Below are 17,348 nucleotides of genomic sequence, written 5' to 3'. Positions count from 1 at the left end.
TCTTGACCATGGCTGCCACCGCGGTTTCCAGCGTTTACATCGCGTCCCCTGAGGGCGACACCGGTAAGTCCACGGTCGCTCTCGGAGTCCTGCAGGCACTGGCCGCCACGACTCCGCGGGTCGGCGTGTTCCGGCCCATCACCCGGTCCGCGACCGAACGGGACTACATCGTCGAACTGCTGCTGGAGCATTCCACCGCGGACGTCGACTACGAGCAGTCGATCGGGGTGAATTACGAGGCGGTGCACGCCGATCCCGACTCCGCCATCAGCGAGATCGTCATGCGCTATCACGACATGGCGAAGATGTGCGATGCCGTGCTCATCCTGGGCAGCGACTACACCGACGTCGCCAGCCCCAGCGAGCTGCGCTTCAACGCCCGCATCGCGGTGAACCTGGGTGCGCCGGTGCTGCTGGTCGTGCGCGGCGCGGGCCGTTCACCCAATGAACTGGCGCAGGTGGTCGACCTGTGCGCCAACGAGCTGAAGTCCGAGCACGCGAAACTGGTTGCCGTCATCGCGAACCGGTGCGAACCGGCCCTGCTGGACGAGGACGCCGCCGCGCTGAAGGTCGGCGGCGTGCCGTCCTGGGCGCTCCCCGAGGTGCCGCTGCTCACCGCCCCCACCATGGACGAACTCTGCCAGTCCATCCACGGCCGGATCTACAGCGGCGACCCGGAACTCATGCAGCGCGAGGCCCTGGAGGTCATCGTCGGCAGCATGACCATCGAGCACATTCTGGAGCGGCTCGACGAGGGCATGGCCGTCATCACCCCCGGCGACCGCTCCGATGTGCTGCTCGCACTGGTGAATGCGCATGAGGCGGCGGGCTTTCCGTCGCTGGCGGGCATCATCATGAACGGCGGTATGCGCCCGGAGCCGGCCATCGAACGGCTCATGGCGGGCCTGAAGCCGAAGCTGCCGATCGTGGCGACCAATCTCGGCACCTTCGAGACGGCCAAGGCGGTGTCGCAGACCCGCGGCCGGGTGCGGCTGTCCAGCATCCGCAAGGTGGACACCGCGCTCGCCCTCATGGAGGAGCGGGTGGACGCGCGGGAACTGTTGCGGCAGATCGAGGTTCCCATCCCGAACATCGTGACCCCGCAGATGTTCGAATACCAGCTGATCGAACGGGCTCGTGGCGATCGCAAGCGCATCGTGCTGCCGGAGGGCGACGACGATCGCATCCTGCGCGCCGCCGGCCGCGTGCTGCAGCGCAAGATCGCCGATCTGACCATCCTGGGTGACGAGGCCGCGGTGCGCGGCCGTGCCGCCGAACTCGGCGTGAACATCGAATCCGCCGAGGTGCTCGATCCGCTGACCTGCCCCCTGCGCGACGAGTTCGCCGAGGAGTACACGCGGCTGCGCGCCCACAAGGGCATGACGGTGGACCGCGCCCGCGAATTCATGAGCGACATCTCGTATTTCGGCACCATGATGGTGCACATGGGCGTCGCCGACGGCATGGTGTCGGGTGCGGCGCACACCACCGCGCACACCATCCGGCCCTCGTTCGAGATCATCAAGACTCAGCCGGGCGTATCGACCGTGTCGAGCGTGTTCCTCATGTGCCTCGCGGATCGGGTGCTGGCCTATGGCGACTGCGCGGTGGTGCCGGATCCGACCTCGGATCAGCTGGCCGATATCGCCATCTCCTCGGCCCGCACCGCGAGCCAGTTCGGCATCGACCCGCGGATCGCCATGCTCTCCTACTCGACCGGTGAATCCGGGTCGGGCGCGGACGTCGAGAAGGTGCGCGCCGCCACCAAACTGGTGCACGATCGCGCGCCGGAACTGCTGGTGGAGGGTCCGATCCAGTACGACGCGGCCATCGAGCCCACGGTCGCCAAGACCAAACTGCCGAATTCGGCGGTGGCCGGGCAGGCCACGGTGTTCATCTTCCCGGACCTGAACACCGGCAATAACACCTACAAGGCCGTGCAGCGCAGCGCGGGCGCCGTGGCCATCGGCCCGGTGCTGCAGGGCTTGCGCAAACCCGTCAACGACCTGTCGCGCGGCGCACTGGTCGCCGACATCGTGAACACCGTGGCGATCACCGCCATTCAGGCGCAGCAGGAGGCGTGATGAAGGTTCTGGTCATCAATTCCGGATCCTCGTCCATCAAATATCAACTGCTGGACCCGGAGTCGGGTGCGGTGGCGGCGTCGGGCATCGTGCAGCGCATCGGGGAACCGGTCGCGGACGGCGCGCCGACCGTCGAACACAAGAGCGACGGAAAGACTTTCGAGCACGACGGCGAGATCGCGGATCACGCCGCGGGCCTGCGCGTGGTCTTCGGCCTGTTCCGCGAGTCCGGGCACGATCTGGCGCACGAGCAGCTGGCCGCGGTCGGGCATCGCGTGGTGCACGGCGGCGAGGTGTTCTACGAGCCGACCCTCATCGACGACCGTGTCGTGCGGGCCATCTCCGACCTGTCCTCCCTTGCGCCGCTGCACAATCCGGCCAATGTGGTGGGCATCGAGAGCGCGCGGGCGCTGCTGCCCGACGTGCCGCAGGTGGCGGTGTTCGACACCGCCTTCTTCCACCGGTTGCCCGCGGCCGCCAAGACCTATGCCATCGACGCGAAGATCGCTGCCGCGCACGGGGTCCGCAAGTACGGCTTCCACGGCACCTCGCACGACTACGTCTCCGGTCAGGTCGGGAAGTTCCTGGGCCGCGACCGGTCCGAGCTGAACCAGATCGTCCTGCACCTCGGCAACGGCGCCTCCGCCTCCGCCATTCGCGGCGGGCAGGCGGTGGATACCACCATGGGCCTGACCCCCCTCGAAGGCCTGGTCATGGGCACCCGCTCCGGAGACCTGGACCCGGGCATCATCTTCCACCTCATCCGCACCGCCGATATGAACGTCGACGATGTGGACGATCTGCTCAACCGGCAATCGGGTCTCAAGGGCCTGTCCGGCGTCAACGACTTCCGTGAACTGGACACCCTCCGCGAAACCGGTGACGCCGCAGCCCAACTGGCCTTCGACGTCTATATCCACCGGCTGCGCCGCTACATCGGCGCGTACCTGATCGAACTCGGTCACGTGGACGCCATCACCTTCACCGCCGGCGTCGGCGAGAACGATGCCGCCGTGCGCGCCGCCGCCCTGGCCGGCCTGGAGAACTTCGGCATCCGGGTGGACGCGGACCGCAATACCGCGAAGGACCGTTCCGCCCGCTATATCTCCCCGGAAGGCGCACCGGTCGCGGCCCTGGTGGTCCCCACCAACGAGGAACTCGCCATCGCCCGGGCCGCCGCCGACCTGGTCGCCTGACCCCGGACGCGATCTTCACGAAAACATCACGATCCCCTTGGCAAGGTGGTACTCGGCTCCGGTTCCTCCGGATCGGACCACCGGAACCCGTGTCGCATACGCACACTGCGGTCAGGGACTGAACCACTCCCTCGCCGGTCCCGCCTCCTGCGACTGCCCTCGCAGGTGACCGCGGCTGCGACACGGGACACTTCCGGTCGAACGACTTCGGGGGCTCGGCCCCTGATCTTCCCCTGGCGTCCAGGGGCCCGGCTCCCGAATTCGCTCGCCACCCCGGCATCGGGGGTCAGGACAGCCGGACTCCGGCTGGATCAACTCGGTTCACCGCCGCGGGAGCCGCCAGCTGCCAGCCGGTTTCGTACGCCGCATCGAAGCGCTCGTTCCCGAGCGCGACCCGGCTGCGCTCGCTCGATGCGCGGACTTGCAGATCCGTGGGGTCGTGGGCGCCACGCAGGCGGGCCGCCGCGCCGAGCACTACGGCCGCGTCCTCGAACCGGTCGTACAGTGCGGCCAGACCGGCCACGGTCACCGCCACCGTCGCCACGATCGGCAGATCCCTGCTCTCGACGGCCGCCGCGTAGGCCCGGCTCAGCGCGTCCGCCGCTCCCGGCCCGTCGCCGAGCGCGAGACACAGGTCGCCACGCACCGCACCGACCAGCGCCCGGCCGTGATTGCCGCCGAACGCCAGCAGCCCGGCCTCGGCCGCCTCGGCCCGCTCGCTCGCCCGGTCCAGGTCTCCGGCCCGCAGCCACAGCCCGGCCTCGCGGGCATCCAGGAAGACCGCCATCTCCGTTGACGCCGAAAGCAATACGCGCTCACGGATCGCGGCGATCATCTCGATCGCGTGCATGGTTTCGCCGAGCCGTGCGTGCAGATCGATCCAGCGCAGGTCGATGAAGATCTCGTCGCTGAGGCTGAGCGACCCGAACTCGCGGGCCAGCCGTTTGGCCTCGTCCAGATCGGCCATCGCGCCTTCGAGATCGCCGTCGTACTGCCGCAATTGCGCGCGCAGCGGCAGCGCCGAGGCCAGCCCCCAACGGTCGCCCGCCCGGTCGAAACACTCCAGCGCGGCCGTCACATCACCGCGGACCTGCACGAGATGCCCTGCGTTCTCGGCGAATTCGGCCCGGAACATGCGAGCCAGCCCCGCCAGCCACGTATCCGGCCCATCGATCAGCCGCTGCACGATCGACTGCGACGCCTCGGAATCCTCCAGCGAAGCCAGCCGGATCGCGGTCAGCGCCCCACCCAGCCCCGGCAATTCCGGATAGCTCAACAGCCGATCCGCGAGGCTCCGCAACTCCTCCTGCCGTGCTATGAACGCGTCATTGACCAGCATGCTCGGCGTCGCAATGCTGCTGAACACCAACAGCCCCTCGGCAATATCGCGCTCCACACCCGCCCGCTCGACCGGCACCCCAACCGCCTCACCGAGCCAGAACGCCGCATCCGCATGCCGCCCGAGCATCTGCCAATACCAGGTCAGATCCACCGCGAGCGCGACCGCGCCCTCGGAGTCACCGATATCGCAGAGATGCCGGAGACCGGCCAGCACATTGTCGTACTCGGCGCGCAGCACGTGGAGCGCGCCGAGCTGCTCGGGCCCGCGCAACATCGGGTCATAGTGGGCGACCAGCTCACCGGACCAGTGCGCGGCCAGACCCCGCACCCCCGGCAGAAGATCTTGCGCTGCAAGCTGTTCCAGCCCGTACTCCCGGATCGTCTCCAGCATCCGATACCGGCCGCTGTCCGGCGCAAGCTGCAACAGCGACCGATCCACCAGTCCCGCAAGCAGTTCCGGAATCTCCGCGGCAGGCGGCCCGGTACCGGTGCACACCGCGATGGCCGAGCCCGGCGTGACCCCACCGGGCAGTACTGAGATGCGCTCCGCAACGGTCCGCGCATCTGCCTCCAGCAGGTCCCAACTCCACGCAATGACCGCCCGCAACGTCCGATGCCGCGCCGGCGCGGTCCGACTCCCGCTGCCCAGCACCCGAAACCGATCGGACAACCCCTCCGCCAGATCGCCCAGTGACAACGTCCGCAGCCGCGCCGCCGCCAGCTCGAGCGCCAGCGGCATCCCGTCCAGTCCGCGCACGATCCGCAGCACGTCGCCGAGGTTGTCCGCCACCACCTCGAACCCGGGCCGCACGGCCGCCGCCCGCTCCCCGAACAACCGAACCGACGCCGCCCGCCGAGCCTGGTCGACATCGGCATCCGTGTCAGGCAGCGTGAGCGACCCGACCGGCACCAGACTCTCACCATCGACCGCGAGCGGCTCCCTGCTGGTTGCCAGCACCCGCACCCCCGCACACCGAGCGAGAAACCCTGAAAGCAGTTGCGCCACACCATCGATGAGATGCTCACAGTTGTCCACCACGAGCAGCATCTCCCGCCCGCCCAACTGCGCGATCAACACCTCGAGCTCACCGACCGAGCCGCCGCGCGGCCCGGTCACCGAGGCAGCCGCCGCGGCGCCACCGAGCCCGGCCGATGTGGTCGGCAGCACGGAATCACGCAGCCCTGCTGAGGTTTCGGACAACGCGGAGCCACGCAGCTCGCCCGAATCGTCGGGCAGCTTAGAGCTGGGTAGCCCGGAGTCCGCGAGCGCGCCGCGCCGCGTGGCCGGGGATTCGAACAGGGCTGAGCCGCGCAGGCCGATCGCGGCCATCAGGGTGGCGCCGATTTCGGCCGGTTCGGTAACGGAGGCGAGGTCGATCAGCCAAGTGCCGTCGGCGTATTCGTGCCGACGGCCCTGGGCGGCTTCGAGGGCGAGGCGCGTCTTGCCTGCGCCGCCGGGGCCCACCACGGTGATCAAGCGGCCCGTGGTGAGCAGTGTGTTGATGCGGTCGAGGTCCTCGTCGCGGCCGATGAAGCTGGTCAGGGGCACAGGCAGGTTGCCCGGGCTGGTTCGCGGCGGCTCGACGAGGGCATTGCCGTTGCCGGGCATCGCCTCTCGGTCGGTGCGCAGGAGGCGGAGGTGGCGTTGACGGAGGGCGGCGCCCGGGTCGGCGCCGAGGGTGTCGGCCAGGGTTTCGCGGATTCGCTCGTACCAGGTGAGGGCTTCGGCCTCGCGGCCCTGGGCGGCGAGGGCGTCCATGAGCAGGGCGGCGGCCCGCTCGTTCGCGGAGTGTTCGGTGAGCAGGGCGGTCAGGCGGGTGGCGGCCGAATCGGGATGGCCGAGTGCCAGTTCGGCTTCGGCCAGGTCGGTGACGGCCTCGATCGAGGTGTGGGCCAGGCGGGTCGCGGTGGTGGACGCTACCGCGGCGACGATCGTGGGTTCGGTGCCGGGGCGATCGGCCCAGAGTGTCAGGGCCTCGCTGAGCAGGGCTGCGGCGGCTTTCGGATCTCCCGTGCGGAGGTGGTCGCGGCCGGTGGTGGCGAGGTGCTCGAAGTGCAGGGCGTCCACGTCGATCGCGGTCACGGCCAAGCGGTAGCCGCCGCCGAGTTGGGTGACGGCGTCGGTCGAGCCGAGGGTTCGGCGTAAGCGGGAGATGAGGGTCTGGAGGGCGTGTGCGGAGCCGGAGGGCGGGTGCTCGGGCCAGATCGCATCGACCAGCGCGTCCTGCTCTACGGTGCGACCGCCGGCCAGCGCCAGCCGTACTACCAGTGCTTGCAGGCGGGTACCGGCGACCGGCAGGGCGGTGTCACCGCGCGAGACCTGGAAGGCCCCGAGCAGTGTGACGTGCAGCCGTGCAGTCCCGTCCATCACTCGATCCTCGCGTATGAGCGCCGTGTGTGCGTGGTGTGAGCGGCTCGCTCCAGTCTTGGTGGGCCTGAAGACAACAGGCCACTTCAAAGGGGAATTCTCATGCATGACGTAGTGATAGTCGGCGCCGGCCCGGTCGGTCTGATGCTGGCTTGCGAGCTCGGCCTCGCGGGCTGCTCGGTCCTGGTCCTCGAACGGGCGCCGGACCCGCACACCCCGTGGCGAGCGGCGCCGCTCGGGCTGCGCGGCCTGTCCGCCACTTCGATCGAGGCGTTCGACCGCCGCGGCCTGCTGCCCGCGCTGCTGACGGCCTCGGGCATGGACGCTCCGGCCACGCACTCCGAGGAGGATGAGCTCGCGCCGCCCTATGCCGTGGGGCATTTCGGCGGCATGATGCTCGATTCGGCCGATGTCGACGTGGCCGCGCTCCCGTACCGGATTCCCGGCCCCGCACCGGAATTCGTGATGACGAGCCTCGAAGCGGTCGAGTCGGTGCTGTCCGACCGGGCCGCGCGGCTGGGTGTGGAGATCCGCCGCGGTCGGGCGGTCTCGGCCATCACGCAGGACGCGGACAGCGTGCTCGTGCACGCCGGCGAGCACGCCTACCCGGCGCGCTGGGTGGTCGGCTGCGATGGCGGGCACAGCGCGGTCCGCAGCCTCGCGGGCTTCGAATTCACCGGCACCGAGCCACAATTCACCGGTTACGTCATGCTCGCCGATGTCGCGGATCTCGAAAAGCTGCGCCCCGGCTTCAATCCCACGCCGACGGGCATGTACCTCCGCCTGCCCGCGGACGGGCATATCGGCATGATGGATTTCGACGCCGGCGCATTCGATCGTTCGCAGGAGCCGACGCGCGATCATCTGCAAGAGGTCCTGCGCCGCGTCTCCGGCACCGGCGTGACCCTGACCGGCGTCCATCTCGCCTCGACTTTCACCGATCGCGCGATGCAGGTCACGACTTACCGCCGCGGCCGCGTCCTGCTGGCGGGCGATGCGGCGCACATCCACTCGCCCCTGGGCGGCCAGGGCCTGCACACCGGCATCGGTGATGCCGTGAACCTGGGCTGGAAGCTCGCCGCGACCGTGCACGGTCACGCGCCCGAGGCCCTGCTCGATACCTACACGCCCGAGCGCCATCCGGTCGCAGCCTGGGTGCTCGACTGGACGCGCGCGCAGGCGGTGGTCATGCGACCGTCCCCATTCGCGCAGGCGACCCAGGGCTTGATGCGCGACCTGCTCGGAACCCGCGACGTCACCACCTACGTGTTCGGCAAACTGTCGGGCTGGTCGATCCGCTACGAACTCGGCAGCGACCACCCACTGGCGGGTCGCAATGCCCCGGATCTTCGCCTCCAGGACGGCACTCGTCTCGGCGAGCTGTTGCAGGACGGCCGCGGCCTCCTGCTCGACTTCAGCGCCGATGGCACCCTGCGCGACGCGGCGGCGGGCTGGGAGAGCCGGATCCGATATGTAACCGGCACCGCGAGAAACGATCTCGGACTGTCCGCCGTACTCGTCCGGCCCGACGGCACGGTCGCCTGGGCGGTCGACGGCAACCCCGATCTGGAGGCGTTCGAGCAGACCGCCGGTCAATGGTTCGGCAGTCCGGCACAGGTGAATACCGCTCGGTGACAGCAGTATTCCGCGCGGCGCTCAGAACCAGGACTTGGCCCGCACCGCATTGGCCAGGTCCACGAGCGCATACCGGTGGCCGCGGGCGGGCGCCGACCGCGCCAGCCCGCGCAACCCGGTCTCGATGCCGCGCCGCAGATCCCGATCGGTGAACGTCGAGCCGAGCAGCCGGGACTCGGGCGACTTGGGTTCGTGTCCCGCCTGCAGCCAGGACAGCGCGATACCGAGCGTCAGCACCCGCAGTTGCGCGGCGCGACTCTCGCCCGGCGGCAGTCCCTGCACCCGCGCCGCGGCCACCTGCAGCGTCGACTCGTCGAGATCGGTTGCGGCGGAACTGGTCAGCAACAGCAGGATCGCCGTCATCCGCGCCTCCGCGTAGTGCCGGGAGGCGGGCGGTACCTGATCCAGCGCGTGCACGGCGGCGGTGATATTGCCGCCCGCCGCGAGCTGCCGGGCCAGCCCGAAGGCCGCGCTGACCACGCCGCGGTCGGTGCGCCAGACGGTGGCGTAATAGGTTTCGGCATAGGTGCGCCACTGGTCCGGATCGGGTGATTCCCAATGCTGCAGAATCAGTTCCGCCGTGGCGGCGAGCGCCAGCTTGGGTGCGATCTCACCGGGCAGCGCCTGCAGTACCTCGTCGAAGCGGGCGAAGGCGCGCTCGTATTCCAGTTCCAGTAGTTCCGTCATCCCCACGTACCAGTCGAGCCGCCAGTCGCGGGCGGGCTCGGATTCGGCGAGCCGGTCCAGCAGCATGCGGGCGGCGGCGGGTTCGTCGAGGTCGAGGTGGGCGCGGGCCTCGGCGAGGGTGACCTCGATCTCGAAAGTGTCGGGGGCGCCGCCGGGTTCGGCCGCGGCGCGCTGGCGGGCGTGCCGGAGTTCGTCGAGGACGTGCCGGGCCTCCGGGTGCGCGGCGCCCGCGAGCAGGGGAGCGGAGGGGTCGGTGGGATCGATGATCGGCACGGGCAGCGCCGACACCACATCGCGGGGCCGCAGCAGGGTATTGCGGGCGACGCCGTCCATGATGCCGTCGGTCTGCCCGATCAGCTCCTCGGTGCCGAAACTGGTGCGCGGCGGGCTGAACAGGATGGACAACTGGGGATGTTCGGTGCCGGTCTCGACGGCGAGGATTTCCCGCAGCACGCCGGTGAGCTGATTGGCGAGCAGCCGCGCGGATCCGAAGCGCCGGTCCGGATCCGGGTCGGTGGCGCGCAGCAGCAGCCGGTGCAGGAATTCGTGCCGGGCCAGTACGGGCTGGGTCGCGGGATCGGGGATGCCGTCGACGTAGGCGCCCTGTTCCATCGGCATGTCCAGGATGAGGACGGCCAGGGTGCGGCCCACCGTGTAGATGTCGGAGGCGACCGTGGGCCCGGTCTTCGAGAGTTCGGGTGCCTGGAATCCCCTGGTGCCGTACAGGTTTCCGTACGCCTCGAACTGTGCGACCGCGCCCAGGTCGATGAGCTCCACCCGGTCGGAGGTGACCATGATGTTGTCGGGTTTGAGGTCGTTGTAGGCGAGTCCCACCGAATGCAGGTATTCCAGCGCCGGCAGCACCTCCAGCACGTAGGCGATGGCCTCGGCGACCGGCATGCGTTCGGGTTTGGCGTACTGGTCGAGCATTTCGCGCAGCGAATGCCCGCCCACGTATTCCATGACGATGTATCCGATGGGTGCGCCGCCGGTGGCGGCGTGCTCCACGAAGTTGTGGATCTTCACGATGCTGGGATGCACCACTTCGGCGAGGAATTCGCGTTCCGCCACCGCCACCGCCTGCGCTTCGGCATCGCCGGCGTGCAGCAGGCCCTTGAGCACCACCCACCGGTCGCTGACATTGCGGTCGATGGCGAGGTAGATCCAGCCGAGCCCGCCGTGGGCGATGCAGCCCTGGATTTCGTACTGTCCCGCAACGATATCGCCGATGTGCAGGGACGGCCGGAAATCGTAAGGCGCTCCGCAGGTTTCGCAGGTGCCGGCGGTGTTCGCCGGATGGCTCGGGGTGGCCCGGCCGACGGGTTTCCCGCAGCGCCAGCAGTAGCGGCGGCCCTCGGCCACCATCGGATCGGCGAGGACGGCCTGTTCCGGATCGATCGGTTCCACCGCCGGGATCGGCACCAGCCCGGCGCCCAGCCGCCGGACCAGCGGCCGGGACCGCATCATGCGCGCGGTGCGCTGGGACGGCCGGGTGGGGGTGCGCGGCTCACCGGCCGCGGAGGGCGACCCCGCCGGTGGTGCGGGCGCCGCGGGCATTTCGGTGCGGACGGTCGCCTCGGTGCGCGGATATGCCTGCGTGCCGGGGTTATCCGTGTCGCCGAGGTGTGCGGTGGCGCGGGTGGGTTCGCCGTCGGGTGTGGCGGGCTCCGGTTCGGGGGGTCGGCTCATGTCAATCCTGGTATTTCGGTGGCGGCGGGATGGCGGCGTCACCGAGTTCGCCCGCCAGCCAGCGGTTGTAGAGCCGGTTCCAGGTGCCGTCGGAGCGAATGCGTTCCAGCGTCCCGTTGACGAAGCGGACGAGATCGTCCGAGCCCTTGGAGATGCCGATCCCGTACTGCTCGGTATCGAGGTTGGGCCCGACCACCGCGGTCGCCGGATCCTGCACCGCGAGCCCGGCCAGCAGGGTGTCGTCGGTGCTGACCGCCTCGACCTGCCGCTGCTGCAACACCACCAGGCAGTCCGCCCAGCTGGGCACGGTCAGGATGGAGGCCGCCGGCTGCTCCCGCCGCACCAGATCCAGGGAGGTGGTGCCGGGTACCACGCACACCCGTTTCCCGGCGAGATCCGCGAGCGTGCCGATACCGGAATCCTTCACCACCAGCAGCCGCTGATGCGATTGCAGATACGAGGTGGAGAACGTGACCCGTTGCCGCCGATCGCAATTGATGGTCATGGTCTTCACGACCACGTCGACGGTGTGCTCCTGCAACGCCTTCTCGCGGTCCGCGGACCCGAGAATCCGGTATTCGATGGAATCGGGATTGCCCAGCAGATCCCGCGCCAGTTCCCGCGCGATATCCACATCGAAACCGGTGAGCATGCCGGTGGTGGGATCCCGGAAGCTGAACAGATTGCTGCCCGGATCCAGACCGACCAGCAGTCGCCCGCGCGCCCGGATCGCGTCGATGTCCGGCCCGCTCTTGATCCCGTTCGGCCGCAGGCTCGCGGTCGGATCACCGCAACTGTCGTTCACCGGCGGTGGCGGCGTCTGGGTCTGCGCCGGAACGGCTCCCGACGGCAGCGGCGGCTCGGCATAGGTGCCCTGGGTGGTCGGCGCGGCCGGCGCGGCATCCGACCCGCAGCCGGCACTCATCGCAACGATCAGCCCCGCAATACCCACTGCCAGTGGACCGCGTAGCGTCCGCGCCGCGCGACCGGCGCGTGGTCGGCATTCGATCGGATCGTGAGCAGGGGCGGGCGTAGGCACCCCTGCCCCGCGCGACGGCCGCCGCGGCGTACGGATTCCGCCTGCCGCTCGCCCGCTCATCGGTACTCCCGCAGCCGGGGCCACAGTCCGGCGGCGACGAAGACGGCCGCGGCGAGGGCGAGCACCAGCGCGCCCGGGCCCAGCAGGTCCAGGGTGCGGGCGCCGTGGGAGGCATTGTTGCGCAACTGGTCCCGGGTGGCGGCGATGCCGTCGCCGAGGGCGTGGTCCAGTGCGGTGACCTGGGTGGTGGCTTCGTCCGCGCCGGGCCCGGTGGCGACCGCCGCCGCGCCGATGAAATCACCCTTGGACAGTGCGTCGTTCATGCGCTGATGGGCCGCCCGCCATTTGTCGAGTGCGGCGGTGGCGGTCTTCACCTCGCTCGCGCCGGGCGCGCCGGATCGGTAGCCGGACAATAGTTTTCCGAGCTTGCCGATGGCCGCGTCGTAGGTGTTGTCGTAGGCGGCGCTGGTATCGCGGCGCACCAGTTTGAGGGTTTCCGCGGTGCGCGCCTGCTGCGCCAGGATGCGGCTCTCGGTGAGCGCGGTGGTCGGTGTGCTGCCCCGATCCCGGGAATGGGTGGTGTCCACCGCCGAGATGACGCCCGCGGCGACCGTCCAGGACAGCAGCACCACCATGGTCGCGGTGGCCAGCAGCAGTCCGGCGTTCAGTACGCGATGCCACCGCCGGAACAGGAACAGTTGCGCCGCAACGAGAGCCGCCACCGCCAGCAGCGGCAGGATGATGGCCGCCCACGGCGGCCGCACATGATTGCGCTGGGTCTGGGTGATGGCGTCGGCGCGATGCTGCTGCAGTTCCTCCGCCATCGGCAGCAGGGTGGACTGCATGAGATTGGAGGCCTCGCTCAGATACGCTGCGCCGACCGGTAATCCGCTGCGATTGTCGGCGCGCGCGGTCTCCACGATGCCGGCGTACACCGGCAAACCGGTGGATATCCCGGTGCGCAGCTGACTGTCCTGATCCGCGCCGGTCCGATTCGATTGCGCCACCAGCTCGGCCGCGGCCTCGCCGACGGCCTGGTTGTAGCGATCCCGGACCGCCGCCGGTTCCAGCCCGCCGGAGATGAACGCGGTCCCGGCGGACGCGTCGGCCACCGAGAGCGAGGTGTAGAGCCGCTGCGCCGAATAGGCGTCGGGCTCCGACTGATCCAGCAGATTGTCCAGAGCGTGTTGCCGGTTGATCACCGTGCTCTCCGTGACCGCCCCGGCCGCCAGGCACATGCTCAGCAGAACCAGCCCGACGGCCAGCAGTTTGGCCGGTGACGAATGCGCGAATGCTCGCATTTCGCCACTGGCGAGCCGCTCCCGCCAGGCCGAGGCGGCGGCGCGAGGCGACAATTCCTCGAGGCTCAACTGCTCGGTGCGCGCCATGCTCACCTCCTAACCGACCGATTCCGAACGACCGACTACTCGCTGTCGGTTGAGCTTATTGTGGACGTACCGGTGCCGTGACGCGGGAACACCCGCCGTGATCGTGGCGCGGACCGTGCGGCACGGGCCGCCGATCGGATCGATGGGATTGCGAATATGCGTGGTGACGGCGACGGCTGGGCGGAAAGCCCCGATGGCAGCCGCCAGTGGGGTAAGTACGGGGCTGCCGGATTGTTGCTGCGCGCGCCGCTCGCGGGTGGGGGTGCCGCGGTACTGCTGCAGCATCGCGCCTTCTGGAGTCATCAAGGCGGCACCTGGGCGCTGCCCGGCGGCGCCCGCGACAGTCACGAGACCACCGTCCACGCCGCCGTCCGGGAGGCCGAGGAAGAGGCCGGTATCGTGGCCGGCTCGATCCGGGTGCGCGGCACCCGCGTGACCGCGACCGCGCCCAGCGGCTGGACCTACACCACGGTCATCGCCGATGCCGCCGACCGGCTGCGCACTGTCGGCAACCGGGAATCCGCCGCACTGGTCTGGGTGCCCGAGGACGAGGTGGAATCCCGCCGCCTGCATCCGGGCTTCGCCGCCGCCTGGCCCGCCCTGCGCGCCGCCCCGGCCCGCGTCAGCCTCGACGGCGTCACCGATCCGGAGGCGGTGGCGGCCGCGTTGCCGCGCACCCTGGATCTGGCCGACCGCGGCTTCGTCTGGCTCTCCGAGCAGGGCAACGGGCATAGCCGGCCGGCCCGGATCGGCGCCGCCGAAACCGCCGCCGACGAGCCCGATCTGGCCGGAAATGTGTTGTTCCTCACGCTGGACCAGGTGTTGTCTTGAGGGCGTGAGCACGCGCGAGCTACCCACCTACTGCCGGATCTGCGAACCGCTCTGCGGGCTGATCGCCACCGTCGAGGACGGGAAGCTGGTCCGCCTGCGCGCCGACAAGGACCATCCGCTCTCCCGCGGCAATGCCTGCCCCAAGGGGATCGCCTTCACCGAGATCCAGAACGACCCGGATCGCGTCCTGCATCCCTTGCGGCGGGCGAAAGACGGCTCCTTCGAGCGGGTTTCGTGGGAGACGGCGCTGGACGAGATCGGCGACCGGCTGCGCGGCGTCATCGCCGAGCACGGGCGGGGAAGTCTGGGTTGGTATTTCGGCAATCCGTCCTCGTTCTCCTATTCACACACCTTGTGGATGCTGGGTTTCCAGCTCGCGGCGGGTCTGCACCATGTGTATTCCGCAGGCTCGCAGGACGTAAACAATCGGTTCGTGGCCAGCGCGCTGCTGTACGGTTCGCCGACCTCGGTACCGGTGCCCGACCTGGACCGCACCGATTTCCTGCTCATGATCGGCGCGAATCCGGTGGTGTCGCACGGCAGCGTGATGAGCGTGCCGCGAGTTCGCGAGAAGCTCACCGCGATCACCAAGCGCGGCGGCCGGGTACTGGTGGTCGACCCGCGGCGCACCGAGACCGCGCGACTCTTCGAGCATGTCGGGGTGCGCCCCGACACCGATGCCTGGCTGTTGGCCGCACTGCTGCAGGTCATCTTCGACGAGGGCCTGGAGGACTCGCGGGCTGTGCAACGGCAAGCCGCCGGCGTCCTCGAACTGCGCACCGCCGTAGCGCGATTCACACCCGAGAGCACCGCGCCGATCACCGGCCTGGAACCGGACCGGGTGCGCGCGCTGGCACGTGACCTGGCCCGCGCGGAGTCCGCCGCGGTGTACGGCCGCACCGGCACCTGCCTGGGCCGGCATGCCACGCTGGTCGCCTTCCTCATCGACGCGTTGTCCCTGGTGACGGGCAATCTGGATGTGCCCGGCGGTTCGGTGTTCGGTAAGGAACTGGTGGCGGTATCGGAGCTGAACGCGCGGCTGGGCCTGGTCGGCTACGGCCGGCAGCGTTCGCGCATCGGCGATTTCCCGGATGTACTGCGCACTTTCCCCGCCGCGGTGATGGCGAAGGAGATGACCACACCCGGTCCCGGGCAGTTGCGGGCCTTGTTCACTTCGGCGGGCAATCCGATCTCGTCGGTCCCGAACGGCCGCGAGCTGGCCGCCGCCATGGCGAGCCTGGATCTGTTCGTCTCCATAGATATATATGTCAACGACACCAACCGGTTGGCTGATTACATCCTGCCCGCCACCACTTTCCTGGAGCGCGACGACATTCCGCTCCCGTTCACCGCACTCTCCCCGACCCCGTACACCCAGTACACCGAGCGAGTGGTGGAACCCTACGGCGAGGCCCGCGAGGAATGGCGGATCATCGACGATCTCGCGACCCGGATCGGCGTGCAGCCCTTCATGATCGGCCCGCACCTGCTCGGCCGCGCGGTGAGCGCCCTGCGCCGCCGCGTCCCGGCCGCCCACGTCCGCCCCACCCCGACCCTGCTGGTCGACCTCGCCCTGCGCACCGGCCCCTACGGCGACCTCTTCGGCCTGCGCCGCGGCGGCCTCAGCCTGCGCATGCTGCGCCGCCACCCGCACGGTGTGGTGCTGGCCGATTCGATCGCGACCGGGGTACTGCCGAAAGTGGTGCAGCACAAGGGCGGCCGCGTCCAGCTGGCGTCACCGGAGATCATCACCGAGCTCGAGGCGCTGACCGCTCCCGCCGCCGACCCCGGCTTCCCGCTGCGCGTGATCGGCATGCGGGAGCTGAAATCCCACAATTCGTGGATGCACAATGTGGAGCCGCTCATGCGCGGCGACCGCGAGCACGCCGCCCGCATCCACCCCAAAGATGCAGCGGTGGCGGGCATTTCCGACGGTGCCCGCTGCCGCGTGACCTCACCGCACGGTTCGATCGAGGTCACCGCCCGCCTCACCGACGAGATGGTCGAGGGCACGGTCGCCATCCCGCACGGCTGGGGTCACCGCGGCGGCTGGCAGCGCGCGAATGCCGCCGGCGGCGCGAACGTGAACGACCTCATGTCGACCGACCTGGCCGATATCGAACGCCTCGCGGGCATGTCCCACCTGAACGGCGTCGCCATCCGCCTCGACCCGGCCTGACCGGCTGGACCGAGGTGATCGCCCACCGGGCGGGCTGGTCGCTGCGCCGCGGAAGACGCACCTCGCGCCGGTCGGAAGATATATCTTCGCCGCGCCTGCTGGGAATCGCGCGATGCCCAGCCGACGCGCCGATCAGCTTGTCAGCTGGGCGTTTTCGAGGACGCGCTGCTTCAGAGCCCGCGCGGCGGCCTGCGGGTCGCGGGCGTCGGTGAGGGCGCGCACCACGACGATGCGGGTCGCGCCCGCGGCCAGCACTTCCGGCAGGCGCTGGTCGTCGATGCCGCCGATGGCGAACCAGGGTCGCGAGGTGTGCGAATCGGCGGTGGAACGGACCAGGTCGATGCCGGCGGGCGTGCGGCCCGGCTTGGTCGGCGTGGCGTACACCGGGCCGGTGCAGAAGTAGTCGAGGTGCTCGTCCACGGCCGCGAGCCCGGCCTGGGCGCGATTGTGGGTGGAACGGCCCAGCACCACGTCGGCGCCCAGAATGCGGCGCGCGTACCAGGGCGGCAGGTCGCCCTGGCCGAGGTGCAGCACGTCGGCGCCGGCGGCGAGCGCGATATCGGCGCGGTCGTTCACGGCGACCAGCGCGCCGTGCCGGCGGGCGGCCGCCTTCAGTTCGGCGAGCACCCCTAGTTCGGCCTTGGCCTCGAGGCTGCCGAACTGTTTCTCGCCAGGCGAACCCTTGTCCCGCAACTGGATGATGTCTACCCCGCCGGCCAGGGCGGCTTCGGCGAATTCGGCCAGGTCGCCCTTCTCGCGGCGGGCGTCGACACACAGGTAGAGCCGGGCGGCGGCCAGGCGCTCCCGCGGTGGTACTGGACGGTTGGGGTGGGACGGTTGCACGGGGTCGACCTTAGGCGCGCTACCGTGAGTAGGAAAACCGAGGCGCGTCCTCAGATGGATGCGGCGGC

General features: G+C 69.8%; 10 protein-coding genes. 5 read left to right on the top strand and 5 right to left on the bottom strand.

All coding sequences use genetic code 11. The features are described from left to right. Window positions 1-8 precede the first annotated feature (8 nt). Both pta and ACH438_RS20115 read left to right on the top strand, forming a co-directional pair. Window positions 9-2,084 carry a phosphate acetyltransferase gene (pta, locus tag ACH438_RS20120; protein ID WP_397007308.1) on the top strand — a complete coding sequence of 692 codons (2,076 nt, stop codon included), beginning with the start codon at window positions 9-11 and terminating at the stop codon, window positions 2,082-2,084. Beyond that, complete coding sequence (locus ACH438_RS20115) at window positions 2,084-3,280, top strand: acetate kinase (RefSeq protein ID WP_397007306.1); 1,197 nt, start codon at window positions 2,084-2,086, stop codon at window positions 3,278-3,280. Before pta ends, ACH438_RS20115 begins: the two co-directional genes overlap by 1 nt. Window positions 3,281-3,566: 286 nt before the next feature. On the opposite strand, the gene ACH438_RS20110 is transcribed toward ACH438_RS20115, so the two are convergent. Then, the gene (locus tag ACH438_RS20110; RefSeq protein WP_397007304.1) at window positions 3,567-6,989 is read right to left on the bottom strand and encodes an AfsR/SARP family transcriptional regulator; all 3,423 of its coding nucleotides are present in this window, start codon (window positions 6,987-6,989) and stop codon (window positions 3,567-3,569) included. 102 nt (window positions 6,990-7,091) lie between these two features. Here ACH438_RS20110 and ACH438_RS20105 point away from each other — a divergent pair, with 102 nt between their 5' ends. Then, window positions 7,092-8,624, top strand: coding sequence for an FAD-dependent oxidoreductase (locus ACH438_RS20105; RefSeq protein ID WP_397007302.1), 1,533 nt, complete (start codon window positions 7,092-7,094; stop codon window positions 8,622-8,624). Between the two features lie 21 nt (window positions 8,625-8,645). Here the strand turns inward: ACH438_RS20105 and ACH438_RS20100 are convergent, their stop codons facing one another. From ACH438_RS20100 to ACH438_RS20090, 3 genes are all read right to left on the bottom strand, one after another. After that, window positions 8,646-11,000: a tetratricopeptide repeat protein gene (locus tag ACH438_RS20100; protein ID WP_397007300.1), complete on the bottom strand. Its 2,355-nt coding sequence runs from the start codon at window positions 10,998-11,000 to the stop codon at window positions 8,646-8,648. 1 nt (window position 11,001) lies between these two features. After that, window positions 11,002-11,925, bottom strand: a complete 924-nt coding sequence (locus ACH438_RS20095) for a glutamate ABC transporter substrate-binding protein (protein WP_397007298.1) — start codon at window positions 11,923-11,925, stop codon at window positions 11,002-11,004. Between the two features lie 170 nt (window positions 11,926-12,095). Further along, the gene (locus ACH438_RS20090; RefSeq protein WP_397007296.1) at window positions 12,096-13,427 is read right to left on the bottom strand and encodes a hypothetical protein; all 1,332 of its coding nucleotides are present in this window, start codon (window positions 13,425-13,427) and stop codon (window positions 12,096-12,098) included. Window positions 13,428-13,583: 156 nt separating this feature from the next. On the opposite strand from ACH438_RS20090, the gene ACH438_RS20085 reads away from it, so the two are divergent. Both ACH438_RS20085 and ACH438_RS20080 read left to right on the top strand, forming a co-directional pair. Then, window positions 13,584-14,258 (top strand): NUDIX domain-containing protein, encoded by a 675-nt coding sequence (locus tag ACH438_RS20085; protein ID WP_397007294.1) that lies wholly within the window; start codon window positions 13,584-13,586, stop codon window positions 14,256-14,258. A gap of 4 nt (window positions 14,259-14,262) precedes the next feature. Beyond that, a complete protein-coding gene (locus tag ACH438_RS20080) occupies window positions 14,263-16,437 on the top strand; it encodes a molybdopterin-dependent oxidoreductase (protein ID WP_397007292.1) in 2,175 nt (724 codons plus the stop codon). Between the two features lie 132 nt (window positions 16,438-16,569). On the opposite strand, the gene thiE is transcribed toward ACH438_RS20080, so the two are convergent. After that, on the bottom strand, window positions 16,570-17,280 hold the full coding sequence (gene thiE / locus ACH438_RS20075) for a thiamine phosphate synthase (RefSeq protein WP_397007290.1): 711 nt from the start codon (window positions 17,278-17,280) through the stop codon (window positions 16,570-16,572). Between the last annotated feature and the right edge of the window lie 68 nt (window positions 17,281-17,348).

Source organism: Nocardia sp. NPDC020380 (assembly GCF_044386975.1).
Taxonomy (GTDB): domain Bacteria; phylum Actinomycetota; class Actinomycetes; order Mycobacteriales; family Mycobacteriaceae; genus Nocardia.
Note: the sequence above shows the minus strand (reverse complement) of the source record. Positions and strands in the feature narration are given on the sequence as shown.